Source organism: Haladaptatus caseinilyticus, assembly GCF_026248685.1.
GTDB lineage: Archaea > Halobacteriota > Halobacteria > Halobacteriales > Haladaptataceae > Haladaptatus > Haladaptatus caseinilyticus.
Genome location: NZ_CP111036.1, coordinates 951,274 through 967,581, shown reverse-complemented (window position 1 = coordinate 967,581; position 16,308 = coordinate 951,274). Strand labels below are relative to the sequence as shown.

20 protein-coding genes and 1 pseudogene are annotated in these 16,308 nt (G+C 58.6%); 7 read left to right on the top strand and 14 right to left on the bottom strand.

Annotated features, from left to right (window positions below):
- Positions 1-103: 103 nt before the first annotated feature.
- The 3 genes from OOF89_RS05445 to OOF89_RS05435 are packed head-to-tail and all read right to left on the bottom strand — an operon-like array spanning position 104 to position 3,137.
- Positions 104-1,108, bottom strand: a complete 1,005-nt coding sequence (locus tag OOF89_RS05445) for a class I SAM-dependent methyltransferase (RefSeq protein WP_266079054.1) — start codon at positions 1,106-1,108, stop codon at positions 104-106.
- Positions 1,101-2,213, bottom strand: coding sequence for a 60S ribosomal export protein NMD3 (locus OOF89_RS05440; protein WP_266079052.1), 1,113 nt, complete (start codon positions 2,211-2,213; stop codon positions 1,101-1,103). The genes OOF89_RS05445 and OOF89_RS05440 overlap by 8 nt, the downstream gene beginning before the upstream one ends.
- A 42-nt stretch (positions 2,214-2,255) precedes the next feature.
- A complete protein-coding gene (locus tag OOF89_RS05435) occupies positions 2,256-3,137 on the bottom strand; it encodes an NAD-dependent epimerase/dehydratase family protein (protein ID WP_266079051.1) in 882 nt (293 codons plus the stop codon).
- A gap of 172 nt (positions 3,138-3,309) precedes the next feature.
- On the opposite strand from OOF89_RS05435, the gene htpX reads away from it, so the two are divergent.
- Positions 3,310-4,194, top strand: coding sequence for a zinc metalloprotease HtpX (gene htpX, locus OOF89_RS05430; protein WP_266079050.1), 885 nt, complete (start codon positions 3,310-3,312; stop codon positions 4,192-4,194).
- Here htpX and OOF89_RS05425 read toward each other — a convergent pair.
- Complete coding sequence (locus OOF89_RS05425; protein WP_266079049.1) at positions 4,191-4,727, bottom strand: DsrE family protein; 537 nt, start codon at positions 4,725-4,727, stop codon at positions 4,191-4,193. The two genes, htpX and OOF89_RS05425, sit on opposite strands and share 4 nt — an antisense overlap.
- An 87-nt stretch (positions 4,728-4,814) precedes the next feature.
- On the opposite strand from OOF89_RS05425, the gene pspAB reads away from it, so the two are divergent.
- Together pspAB and radA are read left to right on the top strand one after the other, a co-directional pair.
- Positions 4,815-5,420 carry a PspA-associated protein PspAB gene (gene pspAB / locus OOF89_RS05420; protein WP_266079047.1) on the top strand — a complete coding sequence of 202 codons (606 nt, stop codon included), beginning with the start codon at positions 4,815-4,817 and terminating at the stop codon, positions 5,418-5,420.
- Between the two features lie 160 nt (positions 5,421-5,580).
- A complete protein-coding gene (radA, locus tag OOF89_RS05415) occupies positions 5,581-6,612 on the top strand; it encodes a DNA repair and recombination protein RadA (protein WP_266079045.1) in 1,032 nt (343 codons plus the stop codon).
- A 41-nt stretch (positions 6,613-6,653) separates the two neighbouring features.
- Here the strand turns inward: radA and OOF89_RS05410 are convergent, their stop codons facing one another.
- The 6 genes from OOF89_RS05410 to OOF89_RS05385 all read right to left on the bottom strand — a co-directional run bounded on the left by OOF89_RS05410 (position 6,654) and on the right by OOF89_RS05385 (position 11,897).
- The gene (locus OOF89_RS05410) at positions 6,654-7,151 is read right to left on the bottom strand and encodes a GNAT family N-acetyltransferase (protein WP_266079043.1); all 498 of its coding nucleotides are present in this window, start codon (positions 7,149-7,151) and stop codon (positions 6,654-6,656) included.
- A gap of 81 nt (positions 7,152-7,232) precedes the next feature.
- Positions 7,233-7,649: a Fe-S cluster assembly sulfur transfer protein SufU gene (gene sufU, locus OOF89_RS05405; protein ID WP_266079042.1), complete on the bottom strand. Its 417-nt coding sequence runs from the start codon at positions 7,647-7,649 to the stop codon at positions 7,233-7,235.
- Between the two features lie 27 nt (positions 7,650-7,676).
- The gene (locus OOF89_RS05400; RefSeq protein ID WP_266079041.1) at positions 7,677-8,966 is read right to left on the bottom strand and encodes an MFS transporter; all 1,290 of its coding nucleotides are present in this window, start codon (positions 8,964-8,966) and stop codon (positions 7,677-7,679) included.
- A 95-nt stretch (positions 8,967-9,061) separates the two neighbouring features.
- Positions 9,062-9,910 carry an ArsR/SmtB family transcription factor gene (locus OOF89_RS05395; protein WP_266079040.1) on the bottom strand — a complete coding sequence of 283 codons (849 nt, stop codon included), beginning with the start codon at positions 9,908-9,910 and terminating at the stop codon, positions 9,062-9,064.
- 114 nt (positions 9,911-10,024) lie between these two features.
- A complete protein-coding gene (locus tag OOF89_RS05390; RefSeq protein WP_266079039.1) occupies positions 10,025-10,567 on the bottom strand; it encodes a DsbA family protein in 543 nt (180 codons plus the stop codon).
- 82 nt (positions 10,568-10,649) lie between these two features.
- Positions 10,650-11,897, bottom strand: a complete 1,248-nt coding sequence (locus OOF89_RS05385) for an aminotransferase class V-fold PLP-dependent enzyme (RefSeq protein WP_266079038.1) — start codon at positions 11,895-11,897, stop codon at positions 10,650-10,652.
- Between the two features lie 117 nt (positions 11,898-12,014).
- Here OOF89_RS05385 and OOF89_RS05380 point away from each other — a divergent pair, with 117 nt between their 5' ends.
- Positions 12,015-12,194, top strand: coding sequence for a hypothetical protein (locus OOF89_RS05380; protein WP_266079037.1), 180 nt, complete (start codon positions 12,015-12,017; stop codon positions 12,192-12,194).
- 16 nt (positions 12,195-12,210) lie between these two features.
- On the opposite strand, the gene OOF89_RS05375 is transcribed toward OOF89_RS05380, so the two are convergent.
- On the bottom strand, positions 12,211-12,501 hold the full coding sequence (locus OOF89_RS05375; RefSeq protein ID WP_266079036.1) for a DUF424 domain-containing protein: 291 nt from the start codon (positions 12,499-12,501) through the stop codon (positions 12,211-12,213).
- Positions 12,502-12,503: 2 nt separating this feature from the next.
- A pseudogene (locus OOF89_RS05370) lies at positions 12,504-13,232 on the bottom strand (tetratricopeptide repeat protein); the annotation flags it as partial.
- Positions 13,233-13,420: 188 nt separating this feature from the next.
- Here OOF89_RS05370 and OOF89_RS05365 point away from each other — a divergent pair.
- The 3 genes from OOF89_RS05365 to OOF89_RS05355 are packed head-to-tail and all read left to right on the top strand — an operon-like array spanning position 13,421 to position 14,802.
- Positions 13,421-13,981, top strand: a complete 561-nt coding sequence (locus tag OOF89_RS05365) for a TATA-box-binding protein (RefSeq protein ID WP_266079034.1) — start codon at positions 13,421-13,423, stop codon at positions 13,979-13,981.
- A gap of 38 nt (positions 13,982-14,019) precedes the next feature.
- Positions 14,020-14,382, top strand: a complete 363-nt coding sequence (locus OOF89_RS05360; RefSeq protein ID WP_266079033.1) for a DUF7473 family protein — start codon at positions 14,020-14,022, stop codon at positions 14,380-14,382.
- Positions 14,383-14,424: 42 nt separating this feature from the next.
- Complete coding sequence (locus OOF89_RS05355) at positions 14,425-14,802, top strand: hypothetical protein (protein ID WP_266079032.1); 378 nt, start codon at positions 14,425-14,427, stop codon at positions 14,800-14,802.
- Here the strand turns inward: OOF89_RS05355 and OOF89_RS05350 are convergent, their stop codons facing one another.
- On the bottom strand, positions 14,803-15,285 hold the full coding sequence (locus OOF89_RS05350) for a dihydrofolate reductase (protein ID WP_266079031.1): 483 nt from the start codon (positions 15,283-15,285) through the stop codon (positions 14,803-14,805).
- Entirely contained in the window at positions 15,282-16,280 is a 999-nt protein-coding gene (gene thyA / locus OOF89_RS05345) for a thymidylate synthase (protein ID WP_266079029.1), read from the bottom strand. The genes OOF89_RS05350 and thyA overlap by 4 nt, the downstream gene beginning before the upstream one ends.
- Positions 16,281-16,308 lie beyond the last annotated feature (28 nt).

Here is a 16,308-nt window from a genome sequence, read left to right as displayed (position 1 = left end):
GACCCCTGAACTCACCATCAGGAAGACGAACAACAGCGAAATCAGCTTTTGTCGGAGGTTTTCCATACGAAACCCGAACTATCCGAGGAAAATAAACCTTCGGTCACTCGACTCGCGCATCCAGAACGACGTGCCAGACGCCTTCACTGTGGCTTTTCACCCGTCTCGTTTCCAGAACGTCGACTTCCCGACCGTGACTTTCTGCGGCCTTCCTGAGTCGCGAAACTGGTCGCTCCCAGAGGCGGTTTTCGGGAGTCGTCTCGTGCATGTGAACGATTCCACCGGGTTCCAATGCAGCGAGTGCACCGTCCAAATACTCGTGAGCTTCGTAGTATCCCATGACGACGCGCTCTGCGGGTTCGTCGATCTCTATCTCCCGGCAGTCCGCCCGATAAGCGTCTATTCTGTCGGTGACGCCGTTTAAAACGGCGTTTTCGAGCAGAAATTGGAACGAAGTCGGGTTGCGTTCGACCGCCGTCACCTGCGCTCCGGCACGGGCCATCGGGAGCGTAAAGTAGCCGATTCCGGCGAACATGTCGAGGACGCGCTCGTCGGATTCGACGACGGTTCCCATTCGAGCGCGCTCCCGCTGGTTACCGGGTGCGAACATCACCTCCCGCAGATCGAGGGCGTACTTCGTCCCGTGTTCGGTGTGGATGGTTTCGGTGTCGCCCGACCCTGCGACGACCGTCATCTCGGGTTCCCGGTGCTCACCCGAGATGCCTTCGCGGGCGAGGACGGTGTCGGCCTCGCCATGAAGTGAGAGAAGTGCATCGCCGACCTCGTTCTGCCGAGGGCAATCATCGAATTGGACGAGGACGACGCTTCCGATGACGGCCCACGACTTCGGTGCCGCTTGGAGCTCGTTGTCGTCCCACCCCTGCGCGCGAAGGTGTGACTCCAAATCCGGCAGTCGGCGCTCGGGACTCACCTGCTCGATAACGTCGAGCACATCCGTTTCCGTGGGCGCTTTAGTTACCGGTAGTTCGACCGTGTCGCGGTCGTGTTCGCGCACTTTCCGGGTGTCGTCGTAGATCCCCTCCGCAGTCAGTTCGGCGATCGCTGTTTCCGCCCTCGGTTTTGCCGCCAGCACGGCGAGGTCACTCATCGGGAACCACGTAGAGTCCGGAGCGACTCTTGAACACCGGGACCATGTCGGCGTCGTCGTCCATGTACGAGGGTCGGGCGATCGTCTTGGTTTGGAAGGTTTCGGGGTCGAGGACTTGCACCGCGTGCTCGTCCTCGACGGTGACGAGCGTAGTTTCCTCGGCGTCGTCGATGTGGCCCAATTTCTTCGCGTCGGGGGCGTCGCCGTCCTCGAACTGGGATTCGTACTGATCTCCGGTCGTGATCCGAACACCCTTCAAGTTCCCTCTGACACTGCGAACTAACACCGGTCCATCGTCGTCGTCCGGGTCGATGATATCTCCGTGGGTGAACGGCGGCAGGCGAATCGCGTAGGTTACGCGATATACTTCGTTGCCGTCCTCGTCTTCCGTGACGAGCGTCTCCGAATCGGTGAAATTGCCGCCGAACTCCTCGATTACTTTGTTGGAAATCTTCTTGCCGATGTTGTTGGTCGAAACTTTGAGATTCAACCCGTCAGGCGTTTCGTCCACTTCGGTGATGAAGGCGTTTCTGTCGCCCGTTGCCTCCATGTCGGCGACGATTTCGTTGGCGATTTCCTTGGTTCGTTTCTCCTCTTCCGGCGTCGGCGTCCGGTCAACGCCACGCAGTTGGACGATGCTGGCGTAGTAGTCCCCAGCGATACGACCACAGCGAGTACACGTCTGTCTGGCAATCATGACGGGAACCATGACCTCCTCTTCGACGAGCGTTCCGCGGACGACGCCGGAGAAATAACAGTGCATCCGGATCGTGTTCTGGTCGATTTGTTCCGGTTCGACTTGCCACGACACGTCGCGGGCATCCACGTGTACGGCGAGGGCTTCGCTCACTTCTTCTATCGCAACGTCCGTGTAATCCTGTGCGCCGATGTCTACCCAGCGTCTGCCGCGGAAGACCGCACCACACTGTGCACAGACGCGAACTTCGATTCGCTCCGGGGCGTCGACGAGGTCGAAACGCTCGAAGTAACATTCGTCGCACAGCTTTCGGTCCTGAGTAGATGCAGAGGCGGGGTAGTCCCGTTCCGTGATGTCCACTTCGATGGTGTTGCCACAGTTCGGGCAAAACTCGCGGGACTCGGTCATTGACGGTTCTATGTCGTTCTCACTTTTAAGCCTGTAGAAGGCTTACGCGAACAGCGACACGTCTTCGTCCCGCGAATCGCGCCACGAATAGACGGGTTTCCACCCTAACATCGACTGTGCTTTTTCGGTCGAAAGGGCCGAATCGGTGCCCGAAATTCGACAGCCTTCGGGCAGGTCGCCGAAGAATTCACGAAGTGCATCTTCGATAGGTTTGTCCAGGTAGTTGTCCGGTGCCCCCACGAGAAACGGCTCGTGACCGGCGAAATTCGCTGTGATGGCGTCCTCGATGGCGGTTGCAACGTCCCGGATGTCCACGTAGGACCAGAAGTTTCCGGCGCCCGTCGCGAGGTCCGCTCGTGCATCGAGACAGTCGTACTCCCCGGGGAACTGTATCCACGAGGCTCGAAGTGACGCGACGGGGACATCGTATCGCCGGGCGACCATCGCCCCGATTTCCTCACCGACGACTTTCGACGTGCCGTACGGGTCTTCCGGACGGAGCGGATGCTCCTCGTCCAGCGGGAGATACTCGGGAAGTGATGGTGCACCAGCGAGTGGAAAACCGTACGCACTCTCACTCGACGCCCACGCGATGCGGGCGTTCGCACGCCCAGCGGCGGTCAACACGTTGTAAACGCTGGTAACGTTGTTTTCGAACACGCGCATTCCGGCGTGTCGCTCCGGCGATGGACGCGCCGTCCAGTGGACGACCGCATCCGGGTTTTCGGTCGAAACGACTTCCGACGTCTCGACTTGTTCGGTCAAATCCGCACTTCGAAACGAGAGGCCCTGATATCCCTCGAGATTCCACTCCGACCGCGAGAGACCGACGCATGTCACGTCCCACCCTTGTTCGGCGAGATGGACGGCAAGCCACCGCCCTGTATGGTCGAGACTACCGGCTAAAAGTACCGTGCCGGTCATCGACATACCCTCGTCGGTTCACACGAGAACATACCATCCCTACCTTGCGTCCGCGGGTAAGCGTTCTGGCCCCCTTCCTGATATTTTCAGAATAATTATTTTGCAATAATAGTGTGTTACTTCTTGGCATGACTGACGAACGTTTAAACGGTCGGAATACCTAGACGGATGCATGAAATGGAAGGCAGACTGGGGCCTCCGGGCCAGAATGGGCCTGACGATGTTCCTGTTGTTCGCGTTGTACATCGTGTTCGTCGGCGCCCTTGCATACATGAATGTAAGTGTGTTAGTGATTGCGCTCGTATTCGGCAGTTTTTCGCTCGCCCAGTTCTTCTTCAGCGACCGCCTCACGCTGTGGAGCATGGGAGCACACGAAGTGAGCGAAAGCGAATATCCGGAACTGCATGGGATAGTGAGCCGACTCTCCCAACAAGCTGACCTGCCGAAACCGAAGGTTGCGGTCTCCGACACTCGCGTGCCGAACGCCTTTGCGACGGGACGTTCCCAGAAGAAGGCCGCCGTCTGCGTGACGACTGGCCTAATGCAAACCCTCAATCAGGAGGAGTTGGAGGGCGTTATCGCCCACGAACTCGCGCACGTCAAAAACCGCGACGTGATGGTCATGACCATCGCGTCGTTCCTCTCGACCATCGCGTTCATGGTCGTCCGTTGGGGTTGGCTGTTCGGCGGCGGTGGTGGGGACAACCGTGGTGGGAATCAGGTTCCCGTGTTCGTCGCCATTCTCGCCTCGCTCGCCGTCTGGATCGTCAGCTACATCCTCATTCGTGCACTTTCGCGCTACCGCGAGTTCGCCGCAGACCGCGGTGGTGCGACCATTACCGGTAAGCCGTCGGCGTTGGCATCGGCGCTGATGACCATCGACGGCCGGATGGACAGGGTTCCGAAAGAGGACCTGCGCGAGGAGGCGGAGATGAACGCCTTCTTCATCATCCCCATCCGGAGCGGTTTCATCGGGAAACTGTTCAGCACGCACCCGAGCACCGAACGCCGGGTCGAGCGACTGCGTGAGATGGAACGCGAGATGGAATCGTACTAAGGCGTCTTGATGTAGGCGTACTCCTTTCTCGCCTGTAGTTTCGTGAGTTCACCGACACCCGCCGGGACGGTTTCGACTCCCTTCAGCAAGTCCGTTTTCGAGAAGTTGAACGCGTCCATGCTGTTCCGGCAGGCTTTGAATCTCACGCCCTGTTTTACGAGCGATTTCACCTTCTCTGCGACGGTGGAATCTTTCGTCACGAGTCGAATACCTTGGCCGTTGGCGACCAGTTCGACGGTCGCAACGTCGGTCGAACCGTCGTTGACGAGGTTGGCGACGTTCGCCACTGCGTGTTTCTGGTGCGATTCGCCGCTACTGAAGTGGAATACCGTGCTCATCGTCGTGTCCTTCGATTGGTCGGCTTGCTCGGTCGTTTCGTCCGTCGTTTCTCTATTTTCCGTTTTCGTTCCAGTATTCGTACCGGTGGTGTCCGTCGTGGCGGCCTCACCCGGTCCGCCCGAACACCCAGCGAGCGCGACGGCGGTACCGGCACCCGCCAGTTCGAGAAACCGGCGTCTCGAATGATTTCCCATCGTTTCATCCGACAACCTTGGAACTCTTTATTAAGAATCACATAAGCATCGTTCCCCTTTTTCCGCTCCGCGTGCGTACACCCGCGCATGGGACTATTGGACGGAATCCGCGAAGTGCTCGGTATCCGGGCCGAGACGGATGCTGGACGCGACGCCGACCCGGAGGACCTCTTCGGCATGAGCACGGCCTACGTCACGATGGAGGCCGACCTCGGCTACGAACCGGTCGGAATGGCCGCCCTCTGTTTTTCGGAAGTGGATAGTACCGATTTCCAGAACGCAGTGGACGATGTGCACGCCATTCTCGAAGCCGGAAAGGAAGAGACGGGAACGGAGGCTCGCGCGCACGTGGACAACCACGGCTACTCGTGGGTCGTCCTCGAAGATGAGGACTTCGAGGACCTCGTCACCAGCCTCCATTTCGCCGCGGATACGTTCGTCGAGCAAGGGTACGGGTCGCGCCTGCTGGCCGCGCTCTTTGGATTTCAGCAGGATGGAAACAACGTCTACTGGGTCTATTCGTTCCGTCGAGGGGCGTACTACCCCTTCGCACCCAAGCGTGGCCACGAGCGCAATTCGGCCGCGGAGTTCAAACTGGAAAGCAACCTCGACGGCGAACTCGAAATCGAATCGGACGAACAGTACTGGTATCCACTCTGGCCCGACAACATTCACGAACACCCGTGGGACTGAGCCTCGACGGATGTTCGTGTGAACTACTCCCACGACGCTGACTCTTCTTATCTAAACCCTGCTACTTCAACTCGACCTCCCTCACCGCAGCCGTCCATTTTCACTTTCACTCCGCAGTTAACGGAGGTTTATATGATGGTGAGCACAAGGATGGAGTACGATGGCAGACGTAGACCTCGAAACACTACCGGGCGTTGGACCGGCGACAGCAGAAAAACTCAGTGACGCAGGATTCGACTCCTACCAGAGTCTCGCGGTTGCGAGTCCCGGCGAACTCAGTAACACCGCCGACGTGGGCGAGAGCACCGCCGCGGACATCATCCAGGCTGCGCGAAAGGAAGCGGACATCGGCGGGTTCGAAACCGGCTCGCAGGTGCTCGAACGACGTGAACGAATCGGCAAACTCAGCTGGCAAATCAACGAAGTCGACGACCTCCTCGGCGGCGGCGTCGAAACCCAGTCCATCACCGAAGTGTACGGTGAGTTCGGTGCCGGGAAATCGCAGGTCACGCACCAGCTTTCCGTGAACGTTCAGCTACCCCGTGAGCAAGGTGGTCTCGGTGGAAGCGTCATCTTCATCGACAGCGAAGACACGTTCCGTCCGGAACGTGTCGATGACATGGTCCGTGGCCTTTCGGACGAGGTCCTCCAGGCTACGATGGATGACCGTGAAATCGAGGGCTCTCCTGAGGACGACGAGGCGATGGACGAACTCATCGACGATTTCCTCGACAAGATTCACGTCGCGAAGGCGTTCAACTCCAACCATCAAATGCTCCTCGCGGAGAAGGCACAGGAACTCGCCGGACAACACGAGGACAGTGAATGGCCAGTTCGACTGGTCTGTATCGACAGTCTCACAGCCCACTTCCGTGCCGAGTACGTTGGCCGTGGCCAACTCGCAGAACGCCAACAGAAACTCAACAAACACCTCCACGATATCGACAAGGTCGGCAACCTGTACAACACTGCTATCGTCGTGACGAATCAGGTCTCCTCGAACCCGGATTCGTTCTTCGGCGACCCGACCCAGCCTATCGGTGGCAACATCCTCGGACACAAATCGACGTTCCGGATGTACCTCCGCAAATCGAAAGGCGACAAGCGTATCGTCCGTCTCGTGGACGCGCCAAACCTCGCGGACGGCGAGGCAGTAATGCGCGTGCAGGATGGCGGCCTGAAGCCCGAATAACTCCCTCAGCGCTTCACAGAGACGTTTTCCCGACCCGTTCTTCAAATCGATTTTCGGTATTCGTATCCGCGCGTGTCGATTCGTTCGTCGTAGAACTCCGACGCACGTTCGTATCCTGCCGATCCGTAGAAACTGATAGCACGTTCGTTCTCGGCCATGACGCCCAGCGTGATTCGTTTTCCATCTCGCGCTTCGATGCATTGTTCAGCATACTGTAGAAGCCGCTGTCCGACTCCCTTGCCCCACTGCTCCGGATGTATATAGATGCGACCGAGGTGGTACCTCGCGGAGCAGTCGTCGTCGGGCGTGGCGGAAACGAACCCGACGATGTCACGGTCGTTTCTGGCGGCAACAGCAAAGACCGCATCGTCGTTTGCAATGAGCGAGAGAAACGATTCGGAATCGTAGTATTTCGTGAGGAACTCATCGACGGTCTCCGCTCCAACGATCGATTCGTGAGCCGAACGCCACGCTCGGTCCGCAACTCGTTGAACTCCATCGATATGCGTGGGCTCCGCTGGACGAATCTGGATACGCATATCGAAGCAACGTCAGCGTCGGTAAAAAACGTCCGCCACCGGATGAGATACCGACGGTCGCCCGTAGTCGTGTCCGCTCTGCTACTCGGTTGTCGTCTGTCCGGCTTCTTTCTCCCCTTCGAAAATCTCCGCCCCGTCCTGGACGACTTTTTCGGCGAGCACGGCGCATTTCACCCGCATCGGACTGATGTCCACGCCGAGCATGTCTATAACGTCGTCCCTATCCATCTCCTCGACTTCGTCGAGCGTCATTCCCGGTAGTTTCTGGGACAGCATGCTCGCGCTGGCCTGACTGATGGCACAGCCGTCGCCCCGGAACGCGACTCGCTCGATGGTTTCCCCGTCGTCATCGAGTGCCACATCGAATTCGAGTTCGTCGCCACAGGAGGGGTTGACCCCTTCGTGGGTGAAATGGGATTCTTCCAGTTCACCGTAGTTGCGTGGGCTACGATAATGGTCGAGAATCTGCTGCCGGTACATGTCCGAACCCATGCTCATTGTTGAATCTGGGTAGGTGAGTATCACCTAAAAGGATTCCGACGGTTCGGCCCGGTTTGAGCGTATAAGCCCGTATCGTTCCGAACGGAGGTCTTCGACATCGGCGAGGTTTCGAAGGAGTGGATGTGTTAGCCAGCAGGTGGAGATGAACAGGAGTCCGAACCCGGCAGTAGTCATGACGACCGCATTCCCAAACATATCGCCACCGATTCCGCCGAGAAGCGACCCGAGCGGCATTGCACCAACTGAACCGCTGGCGAGTACGGACGAAACACGTCCCATCAAATCTTCGGGAACGACGGATTGTACCATCGCTGAAAAAATGACGTTCGTCGCGCCGATTGGAACGCCTGCGAGGAAGAACAATCCCACGGTGGCCGGAAGCCATCCGACCGCGACAGCGGCGAGCCACGAAAGGCCGCTCAGTGCGAAGCCGCCGACGCTCAATGCCGCCAGCGAGAACCGTTTCAGTGGCGTTGCCGAAAGCGACCCAACGAGCATTCCGCCGGTGATTGCGGCGAGGATAAACCCATACGTGTCCGGCCCACCGGAGGCGTTTGCGTAGGCTGGCAGAACTGCGAGAGCCGTCCCGATGGTCGCATTGACGACGAGGCTTCCGAGGAGTACCCAAACGAGAACTGAACCACGGACGTAGCGGATTCCGTCCGAGAGTTCCATACGATAGTCGCCCATCGCTGAGGTGACGTTCTTTGTGCCTTCGTCACGGTCACTGTCGTTCGTGTCAGCGGACGGGATCCGGACGCCGACGAACACCAGTGCGGCGATAGCGAAGGTGACCGAGTCGATGAGATAAAGCGACACAGCACCGACCACCGCGACGACGATACCGCCGAGGGCGGTGAAAACGAAATCGACGCCCTGATAGGCGAACGAGAACGCGGAATTCGCTTCGACCAATTCCTCCTCCTCGACGACGCGGGGGAGGGCGGCCTGCTGTGCCGGGTAGACGAACTGATTCAGGAGCGAGACGATCGGCATCACGACGAGAACGACCCCCACCGAGAGCCATCCCATCACCGCGGCGAACGGAATCGCGAGGACGAAAATCCCCTGTAACACCTGCGTCCCGACTAAAATACGGCGAAGCTGCCACCGATCAACGAGCGGCCCGGCGAGGAACTGGAAGACTTGTGGAAGCATGGTGAGAAAGCCAGCCAATCCCGTGTAGAACGACGACCCGCCGAGTTCGAACGCGAGCCACATCGCCGCGATGGTGTAGACGCTGTCCCCGGCGTTGGTTATCAGGCGTCCCAGAAAGAGCCGCGTGAACGTCCGATTCGTGAATAGAGAGCGCATGAACCGAAACAGACACTCTCAGAGGATATATGTTCGCAGAAATACACTTCTGTCGGCGAAACTGCCGAAACACGCTTCTGTTCTCCACCTTTCACTTACTCGACTTCGATGCTTAACCCGTCGTCTACCCGTACCGTGAGTTCGTCCCCCGCCAGTTCGACGGTGAGTTCCACCAGCAACGGTTTCTCGGCGATGATTTCGGCCTCGTTCTCGATGAGCCACTCCAGTTCCCACGCGGACTCCTCGCCGAGATCGATGCCGTGTTCGTAGTGGAACGCGACGATCGCTGGATGCTGGAGAATGTACGACCCGATCGACCCGAAAGCGTGGTCGTTGCACCGATCACAGACGAACTCGACGCCGATTTCCGCTTCCTGTTCGAAATACTCCGATTCGGTGACGAGCGACCCGACCGTTCGTCCCGAGCAGTTCAGACAGATTCCGTCGGTCATCATCGAAAAGATGTTTCGAAGCCATCGCTCGAAGGTCCGCGGGAGCTCGTCCACATCGCGCTCTTCGAACGCACCCGGTGGAAATCCGAACGTCGACCGTTCTACGTCGCAGGACGGACACCGAACCGTCACCATCTCCTCGTCGTATTCCGCTTCCAGTCTCGTTTCACATCCGATGCAGGGCAGGTCGAGTTCGTACGTCGTGGATTCGGCGCGCTGTGTGTACGTTCCGGAGAGAATCGCACCGATGACTCGAAATCCTGCGAACGGGAGTTCGTACTTCCCGTTTTTCTGTCGGACGAACAAGCCGACGAGTTTGTTCAGGTGGTAGTTGAACTGCCCGCTGTCGCTGATGCCGACGCGATCGTGGAGTTCGGAAAACGACAGCGGTTCGTCGGCCTCCCACAGCGTTTGGATGATTCCGATTCGTGTATCGTTTCCGAGAAGGGAGAAAGCTTCGTCCGGCGATAACTCTCGCTCATCCGCGTCCATAACTGCTGATTGACTGGACGAGTAAAAACGATTTTCACGCCTATCCGGAAACTTTCTGTCCGAACGGATCGATGTTGGTGGTTGGAAATCGTTGCTCCGAATGTTTCCCGGTCATTACTCTACCATTGCATCTTCCAGCGCCGCTCGAAGTGGCGTGCTGTCCCACTGTTCGTCGTAGCGTTCGCCGTCGATGAAGAACGTCGGCGTCCCGATAACCCCGCTCTGAGCGCCGGATACGAGATCCTCGTGAACTCGGTTGCGGTGGGTATGCATCGTGAGTTCGTCGTTGAATTGGTTCATGTCGAGGTCGAGAGTTTCCGCGGCGTCCTGTAACTCCCCTTCCGTTATTTCGCTCGGATGCTCGAAGAGCAGATCGTGCATCTCCCAAAACTTCCCCTGCTCCGCCGCCGCTTCCGCCGCTTCCGCTGCCCGCTGTGCGTGCGGATGCAGTTGTGTAAGTGGGAAATGGCGAAAGACGAACTGCACTCGATCGCCCATCGTCCGTCTCAGTTCCTTCACGGACTGCTGTGCTTCTTCACAGTATGGACATTCGTAATCGCCGTATTCGACGAGTGTGACGGCCGCGTCAGCCGCTCCGTCGACATGGTCGTGTTCGTTGATTGGTACGGCAAGCTGCGTCGCGCGTGATTGGCTCATTGATACCCCCCATGTAGAACTACCACTAGCATCGGTGATAGACCTACCGCGAACTTCGGAAGGGCCGATTTCGTGTCGAAATCTACTGCGCAAACAACTGCCGAGCGTCGTCCACGGCTTCGACCAGCTTATCGACCTCTTCACGCGTGTTGTAAATGTAGAAGGACGCTCGCGCCGACGCCGCAACGCCGAGTTTGTCGTGGAGTGGCTGTGTACAGTGGTCGCCCGCCCGAATCGCCACCGCGTGGTCGTTCACGATGCTGGAGAGGTCGTGGGCGTGGACGCTATCGACGTTGAACGAGACGAGACCGCCACGGTCGTCACCCGGTGGGCCGTAGATTTCCACGTCGCCTTCCTCCGTCAGGCGATCGTAGGCGTACTCCGCGAGTTGTTCTTCGTGTCGCTGGATGCGCTCCATGCCGATCTCTTCGAGGTAGTCCACCGCGGCGGCCATCGCGATACCCTGGGCGATGCTTGGTGTCCCGGCCTCGAATTTCCACGGAAGGTCTTCCCACGTCGCGTCCTCGTAGGTCACCTTCCGGATCATGTCGCCGCCGTAGAGGTACGGTTCCATCTCCTCTAAGATGTGTTCCTTGCCGTACAGACCGCCGATGCCGGTCGGGCCAGCCATCTTGTGCCCCGAAAAGGCGTAGAAGTCGGCGTCGATAGCTTCGACATCGACGGGACGATTTGGAACCGCTTGTGCGCCATCGACGAAGATATAGGCGCCGTGGTCGTGTGCGATGTCGGCCAGTTCACCGACTGGGTTCGTCGTTCCGAGCGTGTTCGAGACGTGGACGACGCTGACCATTTTCGTATTGTCGGTGATCATCTCCGCTGCGGCGTCCATATCGAGGTAGCCCTGCTCGTCGATCGGGATGTACTTCACCTCCGCACCTGTTTTCTTGGCGAGCTGTTGCCACGTCACGAGCGAGGCGTGATGTTCCATTTCGGTCAGGACGACCTCGTCGCCCGGCCCGAGTTCGTTCAGCCCCCACGCGTAGGCCACGAGATTCTCGGATTCGGTCGTGTTCTTCGTGAACACCATCTCCTCGCGCCCGCCGCTCGCGCCGATGAACTCCGCAAGTCGGTCGTGCGCTTCCTCGTAGGCGACGGACGCCTCCTGACTCAACTGGTGGATGCCACGGTGGACGTTCGCGTTATAGTTCCGGTAGTAGTCACAGATGGTCTCGACGACCTGTTCCGGCGTCTGCGTCGTCGCCGCGTTATCGAGGTACACCAACTGGTTCCCGTTTACCTCCCGCTGTAGAATCGGGAAGTCCTCCCGAATGCGCGCCACGTCCAACGCCTCTGACTGCTGTGGTTCCATTGCCTATCGATTGGTGTTCGAGTCAAAACACTCCTTCGGTCTCCCGAAGCTGTCGAAACCTATTTTGGTTACACCGATAGTAACGTGGCTTAAGCCGCTCGGGCCCTTGCCCTCAGTATGGTCTCGAAACGACGACTGGGCGCGAGCTTGCTCTTTCTTGGACTCGCGTTCGTCGGAGCCTTCCACACGTTCCTCTCGTTCGCCTTCGATACCGGACTGACGATGATTGGCGTAACGGTCACGGTTGGTTCACTGCTCTGTTTGGCAGCAGTGAACGTCCCCGCCGTGTTCGATTGATCGTTGTGGAACTCGGTTACATCCGCAAGAACTGTGCGTGCTTAGTGGAGTCCAGTTCGAGGACGCTTCCCTCGTCTACGAACCCGTTTTCGACTGCAAGCGTCACTGCATCCGTACCGACGATGTTAGCCACGCTGGCACGGGTGAGACTGTCCACGACTTCGCTCTCGTCCACCTCATCGCCGCCGTAAAACTCCTCGGTGACGGTGAACGACACGCCGTCAGTTTCGAACGTCTCGCCGAGCACGTCGTCGTCACAGACAGCGACGAGTAGTCCCTCTTGTGTGTCCCGCTCCCTGAGAATCATTATTCCTGAATTAGCTCTTGTTCGGCCTGTTTTCGCATCTCTTCCGCCTCCTCGGCGAGCTTTTCGGCTTCTTCGTCCTCGCCGAGTTCTTCCAACGCGCGAGCTTTCTCCTCGACGACCTGCGCGTTTCGGAAGCCGAGTCGAATCGCGTTGTCGAGGCAGTTCAGTGCGTCTTCCGCCAGTCCGCGTTCGAGGAGGAAGAATCCGCGGTTGAACCACGCCTGTGGGAATCGCTGGTCGATTTCGACTGCGCGCTCCGAATGTTCGAGTGCCTGTTCGGTCTGCCCGGACTCCCACAGTGCGTATGCGAGATTCGTCTCGGCAGTCGCGGCGTGTTCGCTGTCGTCGTCGATTCGAAGGGCTTCACGGTACGAGCCGATGGCTTCGTCCCACTCTTCGAGTTGGCCGTGTGCCGCACCCTTGTTTACCCACGCTTCCTGTGCTTCGAGGGAGTCCTCGTCCGCAAAGCGGGCCGCACGCTCGAACGTCTCGGTCGCCTGTTCGAAGCGATTTATCTGCATGTAGCTCAGGCCGACCTCGACGAGGTCTTTGACGGACACCCTGTCGCTCGGAATCGCCTGCTGGTCGAGCATGTCGGTAACGACACGGGAGTCCACTGGGTCCACTTCGCCCGGATCGACTTCGAGTTCTGGTGGATCCAAGTCGAACTCGTCGTATGGATCGCCGAAGCCTTCCCCTTCCGAGAACTTGTGACTTCGCTCGTCGGTCATTACTTGCCGATTGGGGCGGCGCACTGTTAAGGTCTGCGCCATCGAGCCTCGAAGAGACCGGCGCGAGACACCATTGAAGACCGCAGTATCACGGTTTCGTTTCGAGAGCGCTCATAAAGGCCATTCGAGTCGTGTCAGCAAGGACTACCAACCTTTATAAACCTTAAATACGTCATTTAAGTCGCGCTATGACCGACCCCAAGGAAACCATCAACATTGAAAACGTGGTCGCCTCGACGGGCATCGGGCAGGAACTCGACCTTCAGAGCGTCGCGATGGACCTCGAAGGCGCGGACTACGACCCAGAGCAGTTCCCCGGTCTCGTCTACCGTACCCAGAACCCGAAATCGGCCGCACTCATCTTCCGCTCCGGTAAAATCGTCTGTACCGGCGCAAAGAGCACCGCGGACGTCCACGAGAGCCTCGAAATCGTCTTCGACAAACTCCGTGAACTCAACATCCAGGTCAACGAAAACCCGGAAATCGTCGTCCAGAACATCGTTACCAGTGCCGATCTCGGCCGCAATCTCAATCTCAACGCTATCGCTATCGGTCTCGGACTGGAGAACATCGAGTACGAACCGGAGCAGTTCCCCGGCCTCGTCTACCGTCTCGACGAACCCGAAGTCGTCGCACTGCTCTTCGGTTCCGGGAAACTCGTTATCACCGGCGGGAAGAAACCCGAGGACGCGGAACAGGCAGTCGACAAAATCGTCTCGCGTCTCGAAGAGCTCGGTCTGCTGGAATAATCGCCACACCCAAGACGCCACACTCTCGATTATCGAGTATGGCACTGTTGGGTGAACTGACGCCACTCGTCGGAACGTATCTCCTTCTGGCGAGCTTTCTCACGCTGACGGCACACATCGCCGCGAGAAATTTCCTCGGGAGCGTGCCGCTTCCTCGCGCGCTCGCAATCGGCCCGCCGATTGCGGCGCTCCCGTTTCTCCTTCAGCGGTACGTCGGTCTCATCGTCATCGTCATCGCGATAGCGCTCGACCTGACCCTCTTCCACATCGTCTATCGACTCAAGTGGCGTACTGCAGGCTTCGTCACCGCCATCCACGTCCTCGTCAGCTTTCTGGCGAGCGTCGTCATCGGCGGTATCGTCTACATCATTTCGCTCGGCCCGCCGGCGCCACCGACGTAATCGACGGAAAGCATATTATTCTGGACTCCGAACTGCGGTTTCATGTCCCTCCCCCGCCGCCTTGAACAACTCGGCATCGTCCTCGGGAGCGTGCTAATGCTCTCGCTTCCGATCACCGTGCTCACACCACTCCTCGTTGAGACCCCAAAACTGTGGCAGACTGCTTTGCTCGTATATTCACCGGGACTTGCCGTCGGCGTTCTCATCGCGCTCGACAAATTTCCGGTTTCCTACCACCAAGTTTGGGTGTTCAGTATCGTCAGCTGGCTCGCCACAGTCGCTCTATGGATGGTGTTCGATGTCGAAAGCGTTACCACAAACCAACCGACTGCAATCGGAACGTGGCTCGTTGCCCTGTTCGTCGGCACACTGGTCGCGTGGGCGAATCCGAAGATGCAGCGGCGTCGAAGTAACGCCTAATCAGCGACGTTCGTACCGGACAAAATCGAACGCATCGCGCTCGTCGCGCTCGGCCTCTCGCCATTCTTCCTGATTCCACTCGGGAAACTTCGTATCCCCGTCGTACTCCGCGTGAATCTCGGTCAATACCAGTTCGTCCGCGTGGGGAAGGAACTGCTCGTAAACCGTCGCGCCGCCGATGACGAACGCGGTATCGTCCAGCTTTTCGACTTCGTCGATCGCTTCCTGAACGCCGTGGACCAGTACTACGTCCTCCGGAAGGTCTGGATTCGAGCGACTGAGGACGACGTTCGTGCGACCCGGCAGTGGGCCGTCGATTCGCCCTGCAATGCTGTCGTAGGTCGTCCGCCCCATGACGACGGGATGACCCATCGTCGTCTCCTTGAAATGGCGCAAATCCTCCGAGTAGTGCCACGGCATGTCGCCGCCGTCGCCAATGACTCCGTTTTGGGCGACGGCGGCGATGAGGACTAAGCGCGTCATTCCGCCACGCTGAATCTGATGCCGGGATGGGCGTCGTACTCCCGGAGGGTGATGTCGTCGTAGGTCAGTTCGGCCAGCGAGTCCGCCGAAACCTCGATCTCGGGACGTGATTTCGGTTCACGAGACAGTTGAGTCAGCAGGCCGGGGACGTGGTCGAGACCGTCGTTGCCGTCTTCTTCCTCCGGTGCCGCCGATTCGAGCCAGTTTCGAACCTCCTCGAACTCGGCTTTCATCTCAACGTCGCTCAGTCGTGCTTGCAGTTCGCCGAGATTGTCGCGGTACCACTCGCCGCGTTCGCCCTCGCCACAGTAGATGTGGGCGTCCACGATGGTGTGGGCGAACTTGCCGACCTCGAATCCAGTTTCCTGCGCGAGAACGGTCGCAAGCAGGGCGTAAGCCGCGATGTTGAACGGGATGCCGAGCGCCACATCGCCCGACCGCTGCGTGAGGTGTAGGTTCAGCGTCTCGCCCTGTACGTTTACCACGAACGTGTAGTGACACGGTGGGAGCGTTGAAACCGCCGCATTCGCTGGGTGCCACGCCGAAACGACGAATCGCCGCGAGTTCGGGTTCTCTTTGAGGCCGTCGAGGACGTACTGGATTTGGTCGAACGTTCCGTCATCGTTCAACCATCGGTGGCCATCCTCCGGCCACGACTCGCCCGGCAGCCCTGACTCCGGAACCGGGAACCGTCGCCAGAACCGTCCGTAGGCGGTGTCGAGGTTCCCGTCTTCGTCGGCCCACTCGTTCCAGATACCCGTCTTCTCGCGCAGGTTCCGAACGTGTTCCTCACCGGAGAGATACCAGAGAAGTTCGTGCAACATCGAGTCCCAGCGAAACCCGTCCATCTGCTTCGTCGTCAACAGCGGGAATCCCGCTTGCAGGTCGATTTCGTAATGTCGACTGAACGTCGAAATCGTATCCACGCCGGTTCGATTGGGCTTGTACGTCCCCTCCTGAAGTACGTCGTCCACGAGACCCAGATACTGCTCCATAGGTGTGGGTTTGCACCGGGCGTAAAAT